We start from the raw sequence: 16,933 nt of genomic DNA, 5'->3' as shown, positions 1-16,933 counted from the left end.
ACCATCCACCGACACGGCCTTCAAGCGGTTCCTGCCAACGGCGCAACACAGTCCGAGCCGGGCTTTGGAAGGAGAGCGCCGCGCGGCCCCCTGGCAAACCACCAGGACACCTCAGGCGATGTCATTCACCGGCCCGACGAGATCGGACCGGTCTGCTGCGCCCTCAGCGGTTGGTGGCCATCCCCGTCTCCTGCGTCCTGACGACGAAAACTCGGCGACGGCCCCCACCCGACCAGCCAGATCGCAGTCCTTCGCCCACTGGTCCATGGCAAACTACTCGACTACCTGAGCCGCCTGCCCGGCCTGCACCATCACCCCGGCCGAGAAGCTTCACGCACCATACCGACAGGCAGGCCATCGTCTTCCAGCGCGCCGAGACGTGAGAAGACCTCGGACCTCGGCTCCGTAACCCAGCTGCACCAGCTCGAACACGCGGGCCGAACGACTTCGGCTCAGAACCGTGTGATCTTCGGCACGGACTGAGCCGTGAGGGTGGCGTGGTTGAAGAAGACGTCCGGCCCTCCGTTCAAGAATGAGTAGCACTTGAGATTGACCGGGCCGGGCGCGGTGGTCGTCACGGCCGTCTGGAACGACAGGGTGCCCTCCTCCTCCGGGCCTACGATCGACGTCTGCATGCCGTACCAGACGAGGCGCTCATTCGGCAGCTGGAAGTCGCAGCGGGCGCCGGTTTTCCGCGGGGTGCCGCCATCCTGGGCGAAGTCGAGGCTGGCGTGCAGGAGGTAGTTTCCCGCCTCGGGCAGTTGGACGGCGGCCAGAGTGATGACAGCCTGGCCCGCCCGGTGGACGCCGACGTTGTCGTCGTCGATGAACACCTCGCCCGGAACGGGAGCCACGGCGGCGGTGGTTTCCTCCGCCGAAGCGGTGCTACCAGTGGTGAGCACGGTCAGGGCGGCACCAGCAGCGATCATGATCTTCTTCATGTGAACGGACATTAGAGATCGCGACTGTAAGGCGAGTTGGAAATGACTGGGATCAGGGCACGAGGGGCCGGCCGGGTACGGCGTGGATATGCTCCTAGGGCCTATGCCAAGTGCCTCGAGCGAGCAGGGCGGCGGTCGCCCTCCGGGGCGACCGCGGCTCGCAACCTTGAGGGCATTCGACCGCGCCGCCTCGGGGACAGCAGTAGACGTCACCGGGCAGCCGCGATCGAAGAACTCGGGCACACTGTTCATAGGCGTGAGCATGTGTCGAGAGGACTCCACCTGGCGCAACTGTTTGTCCCCGAGGGCAGACGCTATCTGCGTCTTACGATGACGCGTTGCGGGCCGTTGACGATGTTCGCGCTGCCGGAGAACGAGTTATTGGTCTTGTAGGAGTCGACCACGTTCACGAAGTTTCCGCTGTTGATCGCCCTGCCCTTGCTCCAGTAATTGCCCTGCTTTCGCAAGTTTCCCTTGTTCTTCGCGGGAGCATAGGCCGCCTTCTCGTAAGTCGACGATTCGGCGGGCAGAGTCGGGATCGTCGCGGCGAAGAACGCCAGGCCGACAACGGCGATGGCCAGGCCGGTCATGTGCACGTACTCTCTCATTCCACCCGCCCGGTCACCGCAGGGACTGGGATCCGTTGGCAATGTTGCCGCTGTCGGTGGCGTTGTTGCTGTTCGTGGAGCCGTTCACGTTCGAGAAGTTTCCGCTGTTGATGGGATTCCCTTCGCTATGGTAATTCCCGCTGTTGGTGGAGTTGCCGCTGTTTTCTGCCCCGTTGACGCATTTCGTGGGAGAGTTAGACGAAGGAGAGTTGTAGTTGACCAGCCGGTTGCCGCAGAAGACCGCCGGAACCATCGACAAGATGGTGCCCAGGTCCGCGCCCACCAGGCGCGCCAACTGGGAAGGCTCTTGGGCCACCGGTTGTGCCACCGCGTCGCCGACCGCGGTGAACGTCATGCTGGACCCGGTTATTGTCACGACCGTAGCAAGCCGAATCAGGATTTTCCTCATAGGCCCCATGGCCGCCTCCGATGCTCAGTGACAGGTCGGTTCACGATCGCCGCCGAGCGTATAGCTCACGATGAAGCGTGGCCAATGTTCCGACGCCGTGTCGGATTTCTCAGTGACCCCTTTTTTATCTTCAGGATGCCTGAGCTACTGTACGCGGCGGTCCTGGAGGACGGCGACGGCCTTGCAGAGAGATGGCCCGCCGTGGAAGGGCTGCAACTTGCGAAGGATCTTCCAGCTCTTCAGCTGCGCGTTCGCGCGTTCTCCGGGACCGCGAAGGCGGGTGTGGGCGCGCGGTTGGCCTGCTTTGGGACTCGGGCTTGTTCTTGCCCTTGTACGGAGCGCGGACCGAGCCTTCGACACCCTGAGCCTTTTTCATCCCGGGTAACGGCCCTCTTCCACGAGTTGCAGCACGAGGATCGCCTGCACGAGCGTGATCGCGCGATGCGGGCAGCAGCGCAGCTTGGTCAGGACCTTCCATGCCTTCAAGGTCGCGACGGCGCGCTCGCCGATAGCGCGGATACTGGCATGCGAGCGGTTGACCTCGCCGCCCGCGTGACCTCCTCTACGTGCCGGATGACCGCCAGGCGCCGCTTGGCCTCACGATCGAGCGGGGGCTGGGCTGAGACATGTGGATCTCTGTAGTTGGTCGGAGACCCAGGTGTCAACGATGATCGTCAGTTTTAGAACCGTTTCTGGGGAATCGCTGCCGAATTGCCATCGTGAGGATCAAGGTGGCGGCTCCGCCCCGCACCCGCGCGGCCATCCCCGCGCGAGCGTGCGGCCTGGGGGCCGGTCTCGCGCGGGAGCCGCGCCGGTAGAGGAGCCTTCCAAGGACGGGGCTCCTGACGTCCTGCTTGCAAAGACGTAAGCCGATCTTTCCCCACCAGCGGACACGCAGCTCAGCGCACCACTGATGGCCATCCCCGTGACTCCCCGTCGTTGCCCCTGAATTCCCATCCCATCGGGCACCCGACGGGCACGCCGTCAGTAAGTACGATCACAGTTATGAGGGAGTCCCCGCAATACGACAGGTACCGTCACGATGCCACTGTGCTCGCCGAGGTCGGACGGCGGCTTGAACCCCAAGTGAACCGTCTGCCCGTGCGCATACCAAGTGACCTGGCTGCCGCCGCCGTCGCCGCCTGGGAGCGCAGCGAATATGACGAGATCAGCGATGAGAGCCATGAGCAGCAAAGAGTTCGTGATCAGGCTGGAGCGTTGGCTTTGATCGGGCTTGCAGTTTCTGAACGTGGCGTGACCGCGGGTAGGGAGGTCCTGGTCGACCTCAACGTCACAGAGGTCGCGGCTGCTCTATCAGCGGCACTCGAAACACATTGAAATGCCGCTATATGGGTCAGTCAGCATTAACAATCGCACCGGCGGCATAGGGGCGGTCGAGTTGCGAGGCACCTGGTTAATCCACCCGGAACGGTGGTGGTGAATCCTCGTCAGGCTGAGGCGTTGCTGGCCGCAGTCGCCTCCGTGGGTGGGCGGGGCCGCGAGCGTCGGCTTCAGGCCATGTTCGCCTGTATGTACTACGCCGCCCTCCGCCCCGGCGAGACGGTGGCGCTCCGACAGCAGGACTGTCATCTTCCGGCAACCGGCTGGGGCCGCGTCCTCGTGGATGTCTCCCGGCCGGAGGTCAACCTCCGGTGGACTGACACCGGCGACGCCCACGAGGAACGCGGGCTCAAGCACCGGGGCCGCGACGATGCCCGCCCGGTGCCCATTCCACCCAAGCTGGTTCGGATTCTTCGGCAGCACATCCAAGAGTTCGGCGTTGCCGAGGATGGCCGGCTGTTCCGCAGCGAGCGTGGTGGAGTCGTGGCCTCGACGGCCTACACGGAGGTCTGGCAAGAGGCCCGGAAGCTGGCCCTCACGCCCACCCATCCAAGTACCTCGACGGCCAACAGGAGATCGCCAACAAGCGGATTGAGGATGCCCTCGCCGCATGATCACCCAGCACGGCCCCGAAGGGTCCCGGAACGCCACCGGGGCCCTTCGCCGTTCCACATACTTTCCCACGCCCACACGATCCGCAGATCTTCCGGATCAAGGCCCCCGTGTCAGGTGACGCGCTATCTGGCCACGTGCCAGCCGAAGTGGCCATAGAGGTGGGTCCGCGAGGACCGACGTGCCGACAACCGTACAGGTGCTGTCGCGGGTGCCGCTTGCATCGCCGCTAGCAAAGGTCCTGCGCGGTATGGTGAAACGTATGCGCGCCCTCCGCATCGTTGTCACTGTGCTCATCGCCGCCTACGCGGCCTGGGCTGTGCTCCTGTTCACACTGCCGGTGGGTGGGGACCCAATCCCCGTGCTGCTGGCGTGGATCGTCGTCATGGGCGTGCTGTTCGGAACACCCGCGATCCGCAGGCGCCTCCTCGGAACGAGACGCTCCTAACCGGAGGTCGTCAGTGGAGCTACTGCGGCATAGCACTGCAACCGCCGACGACGCCAGCTGACCGAGCAGCGTCAGACACGGCAACTGCTCCCTCCGCCGGAAAATGACCATTTCAAATGACGCAGATACCTGGCCGGATTGGATGCCATCCGACACCCCCGACCAGGGAAAACGCCTCGTGATCCATTCCGGACATATTCCGGGACCTGCGACAACAGGGCGCTCACGACGGCATGACTCCTGAAACGCAGAAGAGGCCCCGAAGGGCCTCTGACCTGCAGTTACTGCTAGTGGCAGGTGCAAGGTTCGAACTTGCGTAGGCTGAGCCGACGATTTTACAGGGCGTCACCCGTTCCGGCTGGATGCAGCTTCTGACCTGCGTGACGACCGCCTGGCAAGACGCTGGTCCTGGAGATCATTCCGTGCATGTTCCGGATCACGAAAGGTGCCTTGAAAAAGGCCGCAGCAGGCCTCAGATTGGACACAGACCGCAACCGCCTTTTCCGGTGAGCCGTGCTGAGGAACGAAGCACGGATCGTCGATCGCCCCCAGCAACTTACGGCGCTCCGGTCCGGATCGGACACTGTCAGTCGTCCCAGCGTTGGGCATTGTGCTCGTTCAGGGAGCCCGGGGGCTGGGGGATGACGCAGAAGGGCAGCCCGGCGGGGTCCTCCATAACCCACCAATGGTCGTTCACCAGCCGCAGACGTCGGGCGCCGAGGGCCTCCAGGCGCGCGGTCTCCGCCTCCAGGTCGTCGGTGTGGATGTCGAGATGGACACGCGCAGGGCCTGTCCCGAGTCGCTGGATGAGCAGGGCGAAGACGTCACCGGATAAGAAGGCGCCGTGGTATTCCGGGTACCGCTGAAACGGGGTCAACGTCTGACCGGTTGCTTCCTGCCAGAACGTCAGTTCCTTGTCGTGATCGCCCTCCGGCACATCAATCACGACCTTGTGGAGCCTGCTGTAGTGCGTCATGTCCCCCATCCTCCCGTGGCCGGATCTTGCACGGGGTGTCATCACCGGGACCGAGTGATCTCCGAGTCCTGGCCGTGGCCGGAGTATCACTGGCACCGTATGGGCCGTGGCAGGGGCGCCGCCCCCTGAGCGAGAGACATACGTACCGAGGAGCCAGCTCATCGAGATGACCACGGCCCCTCTCCCTGATCGCTAGGGAACGTATAGGGAACGATCAAGCTCTGCGCACTCGCTACAAGATCACCGTTGCCCTCGACTTTCGATGTACGCGGGGCATCAACGCCCGACCGGCGGTCAGCACGGTGGACAGGCCGAGCCCGAGGAACAGGCTTGTCTTCATGGTCGTGACCTTCCTGGTCGGTGAGCGGAGTGTCCTGGGTGGCTGTCAGCGGCGGGTGAACCGGTAGCCGGCGTGGTGCAGTTGGCCGTCCCGGAATTCTCCGTAGGCCCAGAAGCCCAGGTCGTCGAGATAGTCGATGCGGGTTCCGTTGATCCAGTACCGTCCCTGGTAGGCGCTGGGACGGTCGCCGCGGGCCTCGTCGTAGCGGCCATCGGGCAGTAACCGCTGGCGGACGAAGTCGTTCTCATCCACCCACAGGCCGAGGTAGGAGTGGTCGATGCCGGCCTCAGGCGGCGCGGCCTCGGAGACGGTCGGGGGATCACTGGCCGGGCGTCCGTCCCATACCGTCACGCGGCCGTCCTTCAGGAGAACGTCCAGATGGCCGCCGCGGGCGATGGCCGGGCCGTTCGGGGTGCCTTCGGGGTCGGCGATCCTGATCACTGCGATGTCGGCGCGATCGCCTGGGGTCAGCGTGCCGGTGGTGCCGGTTTCGGCGAAGTCGGTGCGGGAGGGCAGTACGAGACAGCCGGCACAATCGATGATGATCATCCCGTCGTCCTCGGCGGCGGTGAGCAAGCCGGGGCCGACACCGACGATCACGGGACCGCCGATCAGGACGTCGGCTTGTTCCCAGTCACCCAGCATCGGGTTCATGCTGATGACAGTGCCGCCGGTCAGTAGCACGGGGCGAACGTCGTCGTTGTTGATGACCTTGAGCAGTTCCGGAGTGCGCATGTCGGGACGCTTTCCTTCAGTGATCGTTGTGCCTGGAAGTAGGTGAGTTGTGCTCTGGTACGGGTCGCCCTCAGTGGGCGACGGCGCGCAGGACGCGATCACGGGACTCGCGCACGTCCTGACGCAGCTCGGCCGGGTCGACGTCGAGGACGGCGCCGGCCCACTTGCGCACTCGGCCCGAGATGAAGACGGCCTGGATGTTGCGCGGGTCGGAGCCGAGAACGAGGGTGCCGATCGGGTCGTTGAGCGGCATGTTGTTGAGGTCCTCGGCTCCGACGATGAGGAAGTCGGCCTGCTTGCCGGGGGTGAGCGAGCCGGTGACGTCGCCGAGTCCGACGGTCTTGGCGCCCTGCAGGGTCGCGAAGTCCAAGACGTCGGCCACGCCGATCCGAGGAGGGGTGGCGGCACTGCCGTAGGCGGCATTGACCGCGCGCATCCGCTGGATCGCGTGCAAGGCGCGCATCTGGGTGAACATGTCGCTGGCCAGCGCCACTTCGACGTCGATGCTCAGACCGGGGCGGATGCCGGCCACGAGCGCCTCGTCGATGGCGGGGATCGCGGTCTCCAGGCCGATCTGCGCCTCGGAGGTGGGGGCGAGCGCCACCGTGGTGCCCGAGTCACCCATGGCCCGCCAGGCGTCGGCGGTCAAGCCGGTGCTGTGGATGAGCGTCACGTCCGGGCCGAGCAGCCCATCGGCCGACCAGCGCAAAATGGCCTGGGAGGAGGGGATGCCGAAGACGGCGTCGACGCTGACGCCGATGCCGAGCTCGCGCGCGACACGGGCGAAGTCGGGCCCGTAGGCGAGATCGGGGCCGGCGATCTCATCGGTGGCCAGAGCCGCCAGGCGCAGAGTGAGCAACTGGTCGCTCGAGGAGAAGTACTTGTCGAGCAGCCGGTTCAGGTCACCTGGCCACTGGCCGTCCCAGTCGCCGAAGTGCGGCCGCATGGAGGCGTGCACACCGCGGATGCCGGTGTCGATCAAGGCCTCGATAGCACTGTCGGAGTGGGCGGCGGTGCGCGAGTTGTGAGAGAAGTCGAGCATCGTGGTGATGCCGCCGTCGATGGCGGTCAGGGCGGCGAGCTTCGTCCCGACGTACATGTCCTGCGGCTGGTACGCGGGAGCGATGTCGGCCAGGGTGGACCTGACGTACTCGCCGAGGTCGTTCACGTCGGGCATGATCCGGCGCAGCTGCGCCTCCCAGGCATGCCGGTGGGTGTCGACAAAGCCGGGGGCCAGGATGGTGCCAGTGGCGTCGATGACGACCGCGCCCGAGGCGGCGCCGGCGGTGCGCAGGTCAGGGGCTACGGCGGCGATGGCGCTGCCCTGGATGAGTAGATCCCCTTTGGGCAGAACGCCGAGATCGGGATCCATGGTGACGATCGTGGCACCGGTCAGCAGAACGCGCCGATCGCGATCGGCGTCCTGGCGGCGCAGCTGGTCGAGGGTCGTGTCGGCGTTCATGGGGCCTTCTCTCCGTCGGTTGCGGTGGGGTTCCACCGCTGGCAGGTCCGAGTCTGTCCACGTCGCCCAGGGCGAAGAAGGCCGCTGTTTTCCTGGGAGTGCCGCACCCAGGGTGGAAGACGTGTTCAGCACAAGATCAAGGGCATGCATGCCCTGACATCGACGGCACACCGTCGCGACGGCGGGCGCGGCCTGGAGAAGTTACGCGGACGGGCCGGACTCGCCGAGATCCGGCGCGGCCAGGGTCGCCAGGAGGGCCAGCGCGTCCGCGGACGGCGAGCCGGGCTCGGCCTGGTAGGTGACCAGCCGCTGACCGGGCGCACCGGCGATCAGGAAGACCTCCCTGCTCAGGCGCAACTCGTCGACCTCCGGGTGGGAGAGCCGGATCCTGCGGCGCACGGTCTCTCCGGACCTCTGCTCCGCCCACAATCGCCGGAACTGCGGGCTCTTGATGGACAGCTCGCCCACCAGTTCGGCCAGGCCTCGCTCGTCGGGCACCATGAGCGCGATCTCGCGCAGCTCGGCCACGGCTGCGCAGGCCGTCTCACTCCAGTCACGGAAGAACTCTCGCCCTGCGGGATCGAGGAAGATCATGCGCAGCATGTTGTCGTCGTGGGCGAACCGGCTGTGCAGGGCACCGGCGAGCGGGTTGCGCGCCAGCACGTCCTGCGACCAGCCCAGAACGTACGCGGGGACGTCCGTCCAGCCGTGCATGAGCCGGAGTACCTCTGGGGCTACCCGCTCTACCCGCGCCGGGCGCCGGCGGCGAACGACCGGACGGGCCAGGCGGTACAACTCGGCTGCGGCCAGCTCGTCCAGCCGCAGAGCCTGCGCCAGGGTGGCGACCGTCTGCCGCGAAGGATGTCGCTGCCTGCCCTGCTCCAGTCGCGCATAGTAGCTGGTGCTGAGCCCGGCCAGCCTGGCGACCTCGTCACGGCGTAGCCCGGGCACCTGGCGGCGGCCCAGTGGCTGTGACCCCGCCTGTTCGGGGCGTGTCAACGCGCGGTGGCGGCGTAGGAACTGCCCCAAGGCGTTGCTCGTGTCGGCACCGTCCATGGCATGGAGGCTAGGCGAGAGCGGCGGCAAAGGGATCACCACAGCCAGGGCGTACTTTTCCTAGGAAAAGACCAACCCCTCCATGTTGTGACTCATCGGGCATGGGTCCCATAGCTTGGTCAAATGAGCCAAAGCACACCTTTGGGGGAGTTCTTGCGAGCTCGTCGCGAGGCTCTCAAACCGCAGGACGTCGGCCTGCCGGAGTATGGGCGGCGCCGGGTGAAGGGTCTGCGCCGTGAGGAAGTGGCGATGCTGGCGGGCATGAGCAGCGACTACTACGTACGGCTCGAACAGGGCCGGGAGACGAGCCCTTCGCCGCAGGTGGTCGAGGCCGTGGCGCGCGCCCTGAGCCTGGATGAGGAGGCCACCGAGCACCTTCACCGCTTGATCCGGCCGCCTGCTCGGCGCCGAGCCGCCACCACCGACCAGGTCAGCCCGCAGTTGCTACAGCTGATGGACAGTTGGTCCACCTCGCCGGCGTTCGTGCTGGGCCCCGCCCTGGACATTCTGGCCGCCAACACGATGGCCACTGCCCTGCACGAAGGGTTCGCCGCCGCCGACAACCTGGCGCGCATGGTGTTCACCGATCCCGCGGGGCGGGAGTTCTATCAGGACTGGGAGCGGGTCGCGCACTCCTGCGTGGCCGAGCTGCGGGCCGCCTACGGGCACGACCCGGAGTCCGCGCGCATCAACCAGATCGTCGACGAGCTCTGCTCGGCCAGCCCCGCGTTCGCCGAGCTGTGGGCCCGCCACGAGGTGAAGTCGAAGACGCAGGAGGGCAAGCACCTGCGGCACCCACGCGTGGGCGACCTGCACATCCGGTTCTCCGCCTTCACCGTCAACGGCGCCCCGCACCAGGAACTCGTCGTCTACCAGGCCGAGCCCGCCTCGGCGACCGCGGCCGCGTTCGAGCGACTGCGCTCCTCGACGGCAAGGATGCTGCACAAAAACGACGTGATCTGACCGCTCCCACCGCACCGCAGCAGAGAGGTGGCCCAAGCACACGCCCGGCTCGTACCGCCTCCTGTCCGAGCTCGGCCTTCACCCGACGATCTCATCCTAGGTGTGTTACTCCCAGGAAAGTCCCGGCCTTCATCCCTGCCCGTGAGCTGCACAGACTCGAATCTGTCAGCGGCGGGACCCGACTCCGCCGGAACTCTCCACAAGAGACACACATAGGGAAGAGACGACATCATGGCTACCTGGTTCATCACCGGTGCTTCCCGCGGCCTCGGCGCCGAGATCGCCCGAGCCGCACTCAAGGGCGGGGACAACGTGGTCGTCGCGGTCCGCAACCCCGGCAGGCTCCCCGGGGACCTGCAGACCTGCGACCAGGTCCTCGCCGTCGCCCTGGACGTCACCGACAGCGGTGCCATCCCCGCCGCCGTCCAGGCCGCGACGGACCGCTTCGGCGGCATCGACGTGCTGGTCAACAACGCCGGCCGGGGCCTGCTGGGCGCCCTGGAGGAGATCGGCGACGACGAGGCCCGCTCCTTGTTCGATCTCAACGTGTTCGGCCTGATCAACATGACCCGGGCCGTGCTGCCCGGCATGCGCCGCCAGGGCTCGGGCAAGATCGTCAACATCGGTTCGCGCTCCGGATTCGAAGGCGAGCCGGGAGTCAGCATGTACAGCGCCTCCAAGTTCGCCGTCGCCGGGATCAGCGAAGCCCTCGCCGCGGAGATGTCGCCGTTCGGCATCCAGTCCATGGTCGTCGAACCGGGCGTGCTGCGCACCGACTTCCTGGACGCCAGCTCGTTGTCGCTGGCGCGAGAGCGGATCGCCGACTATGACGGCACCCCCGCGCACGTCACCCTCGACTGGGCTCAGGACGCCAACCACACCCAGCTCGGCGACCCCGTCAAGAGCGCGGCCCTGATCTACGAGGTCACCGGCCAGACCGTCCTGCCCCGGCACCTGTACCTCGGGCCCGACACCATCGATCGGCTGCAGGTAAAGCTCGAGCAGATCCACCATGACCTGAACGCCTGGCGGGACAAGTCGGCGGCCACCGCGCACGACGACGCCGCCTGACCCGTACGTAGTACTGAGCTCTCCGCCTACGGACAGAGCCCGGGACATGGGAGAGCGCTGTCGCCGGGACCGACTTCGCGGTCGACCGGCACTGAGCTCATCCGTGGCGTCAGACACCACTACCGACCGTCACCGATCCCAAGAAGTCTTCCACCAGAAGAAGGGGCCCGACTCATGTCTGCTCTGCTCACCGGTACTCCGCTCGCCGGCCGCGTGGCCGTGGTCACCGGCGCCTCCAGCGGCATCGGCGCCGCCACCGCGCAACGCCTGGCCCAGCTCGGCGCCAAGGTCGCCGTCATGGCCAGGCGCAAGGACAAGCTCGACACCCTCGTTGACAGCATTCAAGCCTCTGGCGGGGTCGCCTTGGCGCTGCCCGTCGATGTCACCGACCGCGAAGCCGTCCACGACGCCGCCGGCCAGGTCGCCGAGCAGCTCGGGCGAGCGGATCTGGTCTTCAACAACGCCGGTGTCCAGCTGATCTCCGCCATTGATGAGCTGCGACTCGACGAGTGGCAGCGCCAGATCGACCTGAACATCACCGGCGTGATGAACGTCATCGGCGCCTTCCTGCCGCAGCTGAGCGCCGCCGCCGAGGCGGGAAAGCCGGCCGACCTGATCACCACCTCCTCTATCGCCGCCACCCGGATCCTTGAGAAGTTCTCGATCTACTCCGGCACCAAGGCTTACATCAGCCACTTCACCAGGCTGCTGCGGGTGGAGCTCGGCCCGAAGAACGTCCGCGTGGCCACCATTGAGCCCGGCATGGTCGACACCGAGCTGCCCGACCACGTCACCGACCCCGATGCCACCAAGCTCATGGCCGACCTGATCGACCAGATCGACGTCCTGCAGTCCAGCGACATCGCCGAGACCGTGGCCTTCATGGCCGCCGTGCCCCGCCACGTCAACCTCACCGAGATCACCATCCTGCCCACCGCCCAGGCCGTCTAGCCCAAGCGGCAACCCCGAGAAGGGAGGCCGATGACCGAGCACCGACCAGCCATCGGCCCCCGCTCGCCCACAATGAAAGGTCCGACATGAGCCCCACAGGATTCTCCTGAATACCCGCTGGACCTCGTGCATCGGCTGATCGAGCCCGGGCCGGTCATCATGGTGTCCACCTTCGACGGCGAGCGCGCCAACCTGATGACCAACGGTTTCAACATGCCGATCGCGCATGGTGCGCTCATCGGGCTGATCCTTGGCCCGTGGGATCACAGCTACGACGCGTTGCGCACCACCGGCGAGTGCGTCATCGCCATCCCCTCCATCAACCTGGCCGAACAGGTGACCGACGTCGGCAACACCTCCGGCCGCGACGTCGACAAATGGGGGAAGTTCGGCTTCACTCCCACACCTGCGGCTGTCGTCCGAGCGCCTCTTGTTCAGGAGTGCTTCGCCAACATCGAATGCACCGTGGCCGATGACAGGCTCGTCGACGACTACAACCTGTGGATTCTCCGCGGCGAGCGAGCCTGGTTCGATGCCGGCAAACGAGGAACGGGTGAGTTCCATCATCGTGGCAACGGCACCTACTCCGGCAACGCCGACACCCTCGACCTGCGAAACCGCATGACCAAATGGCAATACCTGACGCGCGACCAGTAGTCGCCGCTACCTACTGACCAGCCCTTGACCAGCGGAAACCGACACCCCTGGCTCTTTTCGCCGTATTCCGGGCCCCCGACACCGACTTCTCAACCCCGGGCTCCAGGAGGCGCCTCACCCTACGGCCCACGCCGCGCCGAAGCGATCTCGCTCCAACCGCCCACCGCGCTAATCTCGCGAACGGGCGATACGGTGATCTTGACCGGCGAACTCTAACATCAGGGCCAGGCTGGGATGCTCCGCCAGCAACCACCGCAGCTTGCCTGCATCGCCACGGTGTATGCCCTTGACCATCGCGACCGCCAGCGGATCTTCGGCATTCAGATAGCGCACTGGCTCATTTGCCACCATCCCACGCGCCGCCCGCCAGAGGCAGCCAGGGCAGCCCGGACGCGCGCTGCCCATACAGGCCGCGAGGCATCGGACCATGATCCTTCATATGTGGCAGGTGCAAGGTTCGACCTTGCGTAGGCTGAGCCGACGGTTTTACAGTGCCGTCGCAAGAACGCTCTGACCTGCGCTTCCGTGACCAAGAATGCTGTCGTGGGAACGGATGGGGAGGGACACCGAGGCAGAGAACTGACGCACATTGGCGTACAGCACAAGCAGGTAACGACGGTCGCCGGACAGTTCCCGAAACGCTCGGAACGCTTCCAGTAGCCGGTGTGGAAGTCCGAACACCCGGAGCGATAGCTGAAGACGTACGGGGCCAGCAGGTAATCCCTGAGTGCCTCGTCGACGAGCCAATGGCGGCTAGCACGCAGCATCACGTCGATGATTGCGAGCCGCCCTGCGCATGGCCCTCTGCACGGTGATCTCGTCCGCTGAACCGTTCCGGGCTGGTTGGAGGCCACCAGGAATGCGGCGAGCAGCGCGACCGCGGCCACGGGTAGCCACCATGCGATCAGTCCCACGGCGAGGATCTTGCCTGCCGAGCGCCAGCTGCGCTGAGCGTAATGCAGGGGGTCGTCGGGGATAAGCGGAGCCTGCCCGCCATCACCGCCATGCCCGTAGTCGGACTTGAAGGCGTGCGGAGCAAGCTTGTGCACCATCCAGCCGTCGCACGCTCCCCTCGGGACAGCGCCACGACCATCTGGTGCTCTTCGCACCGTCATAAATGGTCACCGGGGACGTCCGCAGGAAAATCTGTTACATGACCGATGCCGCGACGGGGAGAGGTGGTGCACATTTGCTCACATGAAGATTATTTTATGGCGAGGCGCCTCGCGACGGCTTTGGGCAGTGATGGCGACGGCCGTCACGATCGCCGTGACGACGATGACGCCGTCCCACGCCCACATGAGCACGGCCACGACGTACCAGATCTGGCACTGGAACATCGCCGGCCACAGCAAGCATCTCGGCTCCACGACCAACGGCATCATCCAGGCGATCGGCGGCTCGATCAGCGCTCGCAACCCCGACTTCGTGTCGGTCAACGAGATGTGCCACAACCAGTACGGCGCGGTGATCGACTACCTGCAGAGAATCGGCTGGCCCCAGAATCCGCTCAACTTCGCCCGTTACGAGCGGATGACCCCGGCCGACGACTCAAGTTATTGCGCCGGCAAAGGCTACGGTGTCGCGATCTTCAGCCGCTTCGCCCTCGGCCCCACCGACCGGTTCACTCTTCCGCAGGCGGCCGAAGACAAGCAACGCAAGCTGCTCTGCGCGCCCGTCGCCACCCGACCGCACCTGCGGTTCTGCACCACCCACCTCACCTACGTCAAGGACTCCCAGGCGACGCAGCTCGGCTACGTGCACGCCGTCATCGAGCGATACCGCGCCCAGGGCGACACGGTGCTGATCGCAGGGGACTTCAACATCCAGCCGCACAGCCCCCTGCTCGACAGCTGGTACTCGCCCACGGTCAACACAGTGAACAACGCCGGTAACCAGGGCCGATATCACGAGCTCGACGATGAGGACCCGATCTGCCCCGGCTGGGGAGAGCAAACCACGGAGAGCAACACCCTGGGCTCGTGCGGCCAGTCGGGCAAGGTGGACCTCGTGTTCGCCGAAGCCGACAAGCTCACCAGCTACCGGGAGGACTCCCAGCCGATCGGGTACATCTGCGGCGCCAACCGCGACAAGGCATGCTCCGACCACCGAATCGTCAACGCCTTCGCCTCGGTAACGGTGGCGGAATAGGTGAACCGTTCCGGGTTTGTTGGGCCTCCAACCAACCCGGAACGGTTCAGCCACTTCAGGTCCTCGAACTACCTGCCCGACGGAAAACCCTAGGCCACAGCCGAAGCCCAAGGTTCCAGAGCATCAATCCGCAGAATCCTTCCTCGAAAGGAGGGAACGCAGGCGCGCCGCCCAGTTAGGCCGCCTCCTACGCACGCCAACCTGATCCGCAGATTGCCGCAGTATTCCGCAGAAACCGCCGGGCTACTCGCTGTTCTCAGGTCCACGAACCATCAACTCGATACGGTCACCACGGAGCACTCGCCGATGCTTGCGAGGCCCGGGAACGATCTCGAAGACCGGCACCCCTTCAGGCATCCCGCCGAACTCGCGCAACTCCCCCGACGTGGCCAGGTCCCGCCGCTCGTCCGGAGTCGGCATGCGAGCGATCACGCGGGCTCCGACCGGCACGTCATACGGCTCCCGCGTCGGCTCAATAGCCACCATGGAGCCTCGCTTGCGAACCGTCGTAATCCGCCCAAGCGCAAGATGACCAGCGCCAGCCTGGGACGCACCTTCCACGCGTCCAATGGCAAGGTCTACCGGCCATCGCTGTTCGTCACGCTCACCCTGTTCCGGCAACCGGCTGGGGCCGCATCCTCGTCGATGTCTCCCGCCCAGAAGTGAACACCCGATGGACCGACACCGGAGACGCCCACGAGGAACGCGGCCTCAAGCACCGGGGCCGCGACGACGTCCGCCCGGTTCCCATTCCGCCCAAGCTGGTCCAGATCCTTCGGCAACACATCGAAGAGTTCGGCGTGGCCGAGGATGGCCGGCTGTTCCGCAGCGAGCGCGGCAAGGTCGTGGCCTCGACCGCCTACATAGAGGTCTGGCAGGACGCCCGAGCGCCAGCGCTAACACCCGCCCAGGTCGCCTCTCCCTTGGCCCGCAGGCCCTACGACTTGCGACACGCCGCCGTCTCCCTCTGGGCTCAACGCGGGCGTACCAGCCCCCGATGTAGCCGAGCGAGCCGGACATGGCGTGGACGTGCTCCTCAGGGTCTACGCCAAGTGCCTCGATGGTCAACAGGAGATCGCCAACAAGCGGATTGAGGACGCCCTCGCCGCGTGATCGTCCAGCACGACGTCGAAGGGGTCCTGGAACCTCGCCTGGGACCCTTCCGGGCTTGCACTGCCCATAGACGGCGAAGGCTACGGCAAGGTTCCCCTGAGCGCGGGACTGCAGCCCATCTCCTCACGACGAATCAGCGCCAAGAACGCAACCAGCACTGCGCCCGCCAAATAGTGCAGGATCGGCCCGGACTCGACGATTTCCCAACCGCCGAAGCGGAGCGTGTCCGTACAGCCGTCCGAGATGATCTCAACGGCGTAGGGGATGGTGAACACCCCGGCGATGACCACGAACAGCACCGACGTCAGCCACGCGGCGGCTATGCCCCACCTGCCCCGAAGAGCGAGAATTGCACACAATCCAAGCGCCATCACCGCGGTGGGCCAGCCGTTCAGCTCCGCAGAGATGGTTCGCCAGTTGATCTCTATCAGCCAGCCGACATCCGTAAGGACTAGCTCGGAACTTAAGGGGCAGACAAAGACTTCCGTTGAGTAGGTCGACCCTTCGGGGAAGTACAACGAGAAAGTACGCAAGGCGGGAGCCGCCAGAGCCCCCACAGCCAGCAAGGGCACCCCCCAGCGCGGGGGAATCGCCGATAACGGAAGCAAGATCGCCGCCATGTGGTCGTAGATGGGGGCGCCCAGCCTAGATCATCTCTCGCACGCACGTCAGCCTCGCCGCATGATCACCAGGCACTACCCCGAAGGGTCCCGGAACGCCACCGGGACCCTTCGCCGTTCCCTATGCGTTCCCACGCCCCCGCGACCCGCGGATGTTCCGGATCAAGGCCCTCGACCAGGGGAAACGCCCATGATCAATTCCGGACATATTCCGGGACCCGCGACAACGGGCCGCTCACGGCGGCATTCGGCTGCACATCCCTGAAATGCAGAAGAGGCCCCGTAGGGCCTCTGAGCTGCGCTAACTGCGTGTGGCAGGTGCAAGGTTCGAACTTGCGTAGGCTGAGCCGACGGTTTTACAGCGGGTCGACGTTCCTGACTGCATCAGGCCCCTGACCTCTGGGAAGGCCTCACAGACATCGCCTACAGGAAGCACGATCCCGCGTATATCCCGCGAGGCGGAGCCAGCCAATCGGCCA

Annotated in this window: 16 protein-coding genes and 2 pseudogenes; 7 read left to right on the top strand and 11 right to left on the bottom strand. The window is 65.8% G+C overall.

Translation table 11 applies throughout. From position 1 onward, the window contains the following. Positions 1–452: 452 nt before the first annotated feature. The 5 genes and pseudogenes from BMW85_RS10615 to BMW85_RS10600 all read right to left on the bottom strand — a co-directional run. On the bottom strand, positions 453–941 hold the full coding sequence (locus BMW85_RS10615) for a flagellar basal body-associated FliL family protein (protein ID WP_143082202.1): 489 nt from the start codon (positions 939–941) through the stop codon (positions 453–455). A gap of 314 nt (positions 942–1,255) precedes the next feature. Next, positions 1,256–1,531, bottom strand: coding sequence for a hypothetical protein (locus BMW85_RS10610; RefSeq protein WP_091079951.1), 276 nt, complete (start codon positions 1,529–1,531; stop codon positions 1,256–1,258). 31 nt (positions 1,532–1,562) lie between these two features. Further along, the gene (locus BMW85_RS48285) at positions 1,563–1,904 is read right to left on the bottom strand and encodes a hypothetical protein (protein ID WP_143082201.1); all 342 of its coding nucleotides are present in this window, start codon (positions 1,902–1,904) and stop codon (positions 1,563–1,565) included. Positions 1,905–2,102: 198 nt separating this feature from the next. Then, positions 2,103–2,304, bottom strand: a pseudogene (locus tag BMW85_RS50920) (IS5/IS1182 family transposase); the annotation flags it as partial. Positions 2,305–2,330: 26 nt separating this feature from the next. After that, a pseudogene (locus tag BMW85_RS10600) lies at positions 2,331–2,498 on the bottom strand (IS5/IS1182 family transposase); the annotation flags it as partial. Positions 2,499–2,963: 465 nt separating this feature from the next. On the opposite strand from BMW85_RS10600, the gene BMW85_RS10590 reads away from it, so the two are divergent. Together BMW85_RS10590 and BMW85_RS10580 are read left to right on the top strand one after the other, a co-directional pair. Continuing rightward, the gene (locus BMW85_RS10590) at positions 2,964–3,296 is read left to right on the top strand and encodes a hypothetical protein (RefSeq protein WP_091079944.1); all 333 of its coding nucleotides are present in this window, start codon (positions 2,964–2,966) and stop codon (positions 3,294–3,296) included. A 796-nt stretch (positions 3,297–4,092) separates the two neighbouring features. Continuing rightward, positions 4,093–4,359, top strand: a complete 267-nt coding sequence (locus BMW85_RS10580) for a hypothetical protein (protein ID WP_143082200.1) — start codon at positions 4,093–4,095, stop codon at positions 4,357–4,359. 586 nt (positions 4,360–4,945) lie between these two features. Here BMW85_RS10580 and BMW85_RS10575 read toward each other — a convergent pair. From BMW85_RS10575 to BMW85_RS10560, 4 genes are all read right to left on the bottom strand, one after another. Further along, complete coding sequence (locus BMW85_RS10575; RefSeq protein WP_091080682.1) at positions 4,946–5,335, bottom strand: VOC family protein; 390 nt, start codon at positions 5,333–5,335, stop codon at positions 4,946–4,948. A gap of 385 nt (positions 5,336–5,720) precedes the next feature. Further along, positions 5,721–6,410 (bottom strand): Atu4866 domain-containing protein, encoded by a 690-nt coding sequence (locus tag BMW85_RS10570; protein ID WP_091079939.1) that lies wholly within the window; start codon positions 6,408–6,410, stop codon positions 5,721–5,723. A gap of 70 nt (positions 6,411–6,480) precedes the next feature. Further along, on the bottom strand, positions 6,481–7,872 hold the full coding sequence (locus tag BMW85_RS10565) for an amidohydrolase family protein (protein WP_091079938.1): 1,392 nt from the start codon (positions 7,870–7,872) through the stop codon (positions 6,481–6,483). Positions 7,873–8,073: 201 nt separating this feature from the next. After that, positions 8,074–8,928, bottom strand: coding sequence for a helix-turn-helix transcriptional regulator (locus tag BMW85_RS10560; RefSeq protein ID WP_091080680.1), 855 nt, complete (start codon positions 8,926–8,928; stop codon positions 8,074–8,076). A gap of 123 nt (positions 8,929–9,051) precedes the next feature. Between BMW85_RS10560 and BMW85_RS10555 the strand changes: the two genes are divergently transcribed. The 4 genes from BMW85_RS10555 to BMW85_RS10540 all read left to right on the top strand — a co-directional run bounded on the left by BMW85_RS10555 (position 9,052) and on the right by BMW85_RS10540 (position 12,570). After that, positions 9,052–9,891, top strand: coding sequence for a helix-turn-helix transcriptional regulator (locus BMW85_RS10555; RefSeq protein WP_091079935.1), 840 nt, complete (start codon positions 9,052–9,054; stop codon positions 9,889–9,891). A gap of 231 nt (positions 9,892–10,122) precedes the next feature. Then, the gene (locus tag BMW85_RS10550) at positions 10,123–10,962 is read left to right on the top strand and encodes an SDR family NAD(P)-dependent oxidoreductase (RefSeq protein ID WP_091079932.1); all 840 of its coding nucleotides are present in this window, start codon (positions 10,123–10,125) and stop codon (positions 10,960–10,962) included. 174 nt (positions 10,963–11,136) lie between these two features. Beyond that, entirely contained in the window at positions 11,137–11,913 is a 777-nt protein-coding gene (locus BMW85_RS10545; RefSeq protein ID WP_091079930.1) for an SDR family oxidoreductase, read from the top strand. 126 nt (positions 11,914–12,039) lie between these two features. Beyond that, complete coding sequence (locus BMW85_RS10540; RefSeq protein ID WP_218155723.1) at positions 12,040–12,570, top strand: flavin reductase family protein; 531 nt, start codon at positions 12,040–12,042, stop codon at positions 12,568–12,570. A gap of 168 nt (positions 12,571–12,738) precedes the next feature. On the opposite strand, the gene BMW85_RS49445 is transcribed toward BMW85_RS10540, so the two are convergent. Then, entirely contained in the window at positions 12,739–12,903 is a 165-nt protein-coding gene (locus tag BMW85_RS49445) for a hypothetical protein (protein ID WP_177240595.1), read from the bottom strand. Between the two features lie 912 nt (positions 12,904–13,815). Between BMW85_RS49445 and BMW85_RS10535 the strand changes: the two genes are divergently transcribed. Continuing rightward, positions 13,816–14,721: an endonuclease/exonuclease/phosphatase family protein gene (locus tag BMW85_RS10535; protein WP_091079928.1), complete on the top strand. Its 906-nt coding sequence runs from the start codon at positions 13,816–13,818 to the stop codon at positions 14,719–14,721. Positions 14,722–15,914: 1,193 nt separating this feature from the next. On the opposite strand, the gene BMW85_RS10520 is transcribed toward BMW85_RS10535, so the two are convergent. After that, positions 15,915–16,454, bottom strand: coding sequence for a hypothetical protein (locus BMW85_RS10520; protein WP_091079922.1), 540 nt, complete (start codon positions 16,452–16,454; stop codon positions 15,915–15,917). Between the last annotated feature and the right edge of the window lie 479 nt (positions 16,455–16,933).

The organism is Nonomuraea wenchangensis, assembly GCF_900111685.1.
GTDB classification, from domain to species: domain Bacteria; phylum Actinomycetota; class Actinomycetes; order Streptosporangiales; family Streptosporangiaceae; genus Nonomuraea; species Nonomuraea wenchangensis.
Note: the sequence above shows the minus strand (reverse complement) of the source record. Positions and strands in the feature narration are given on the sequence as shown.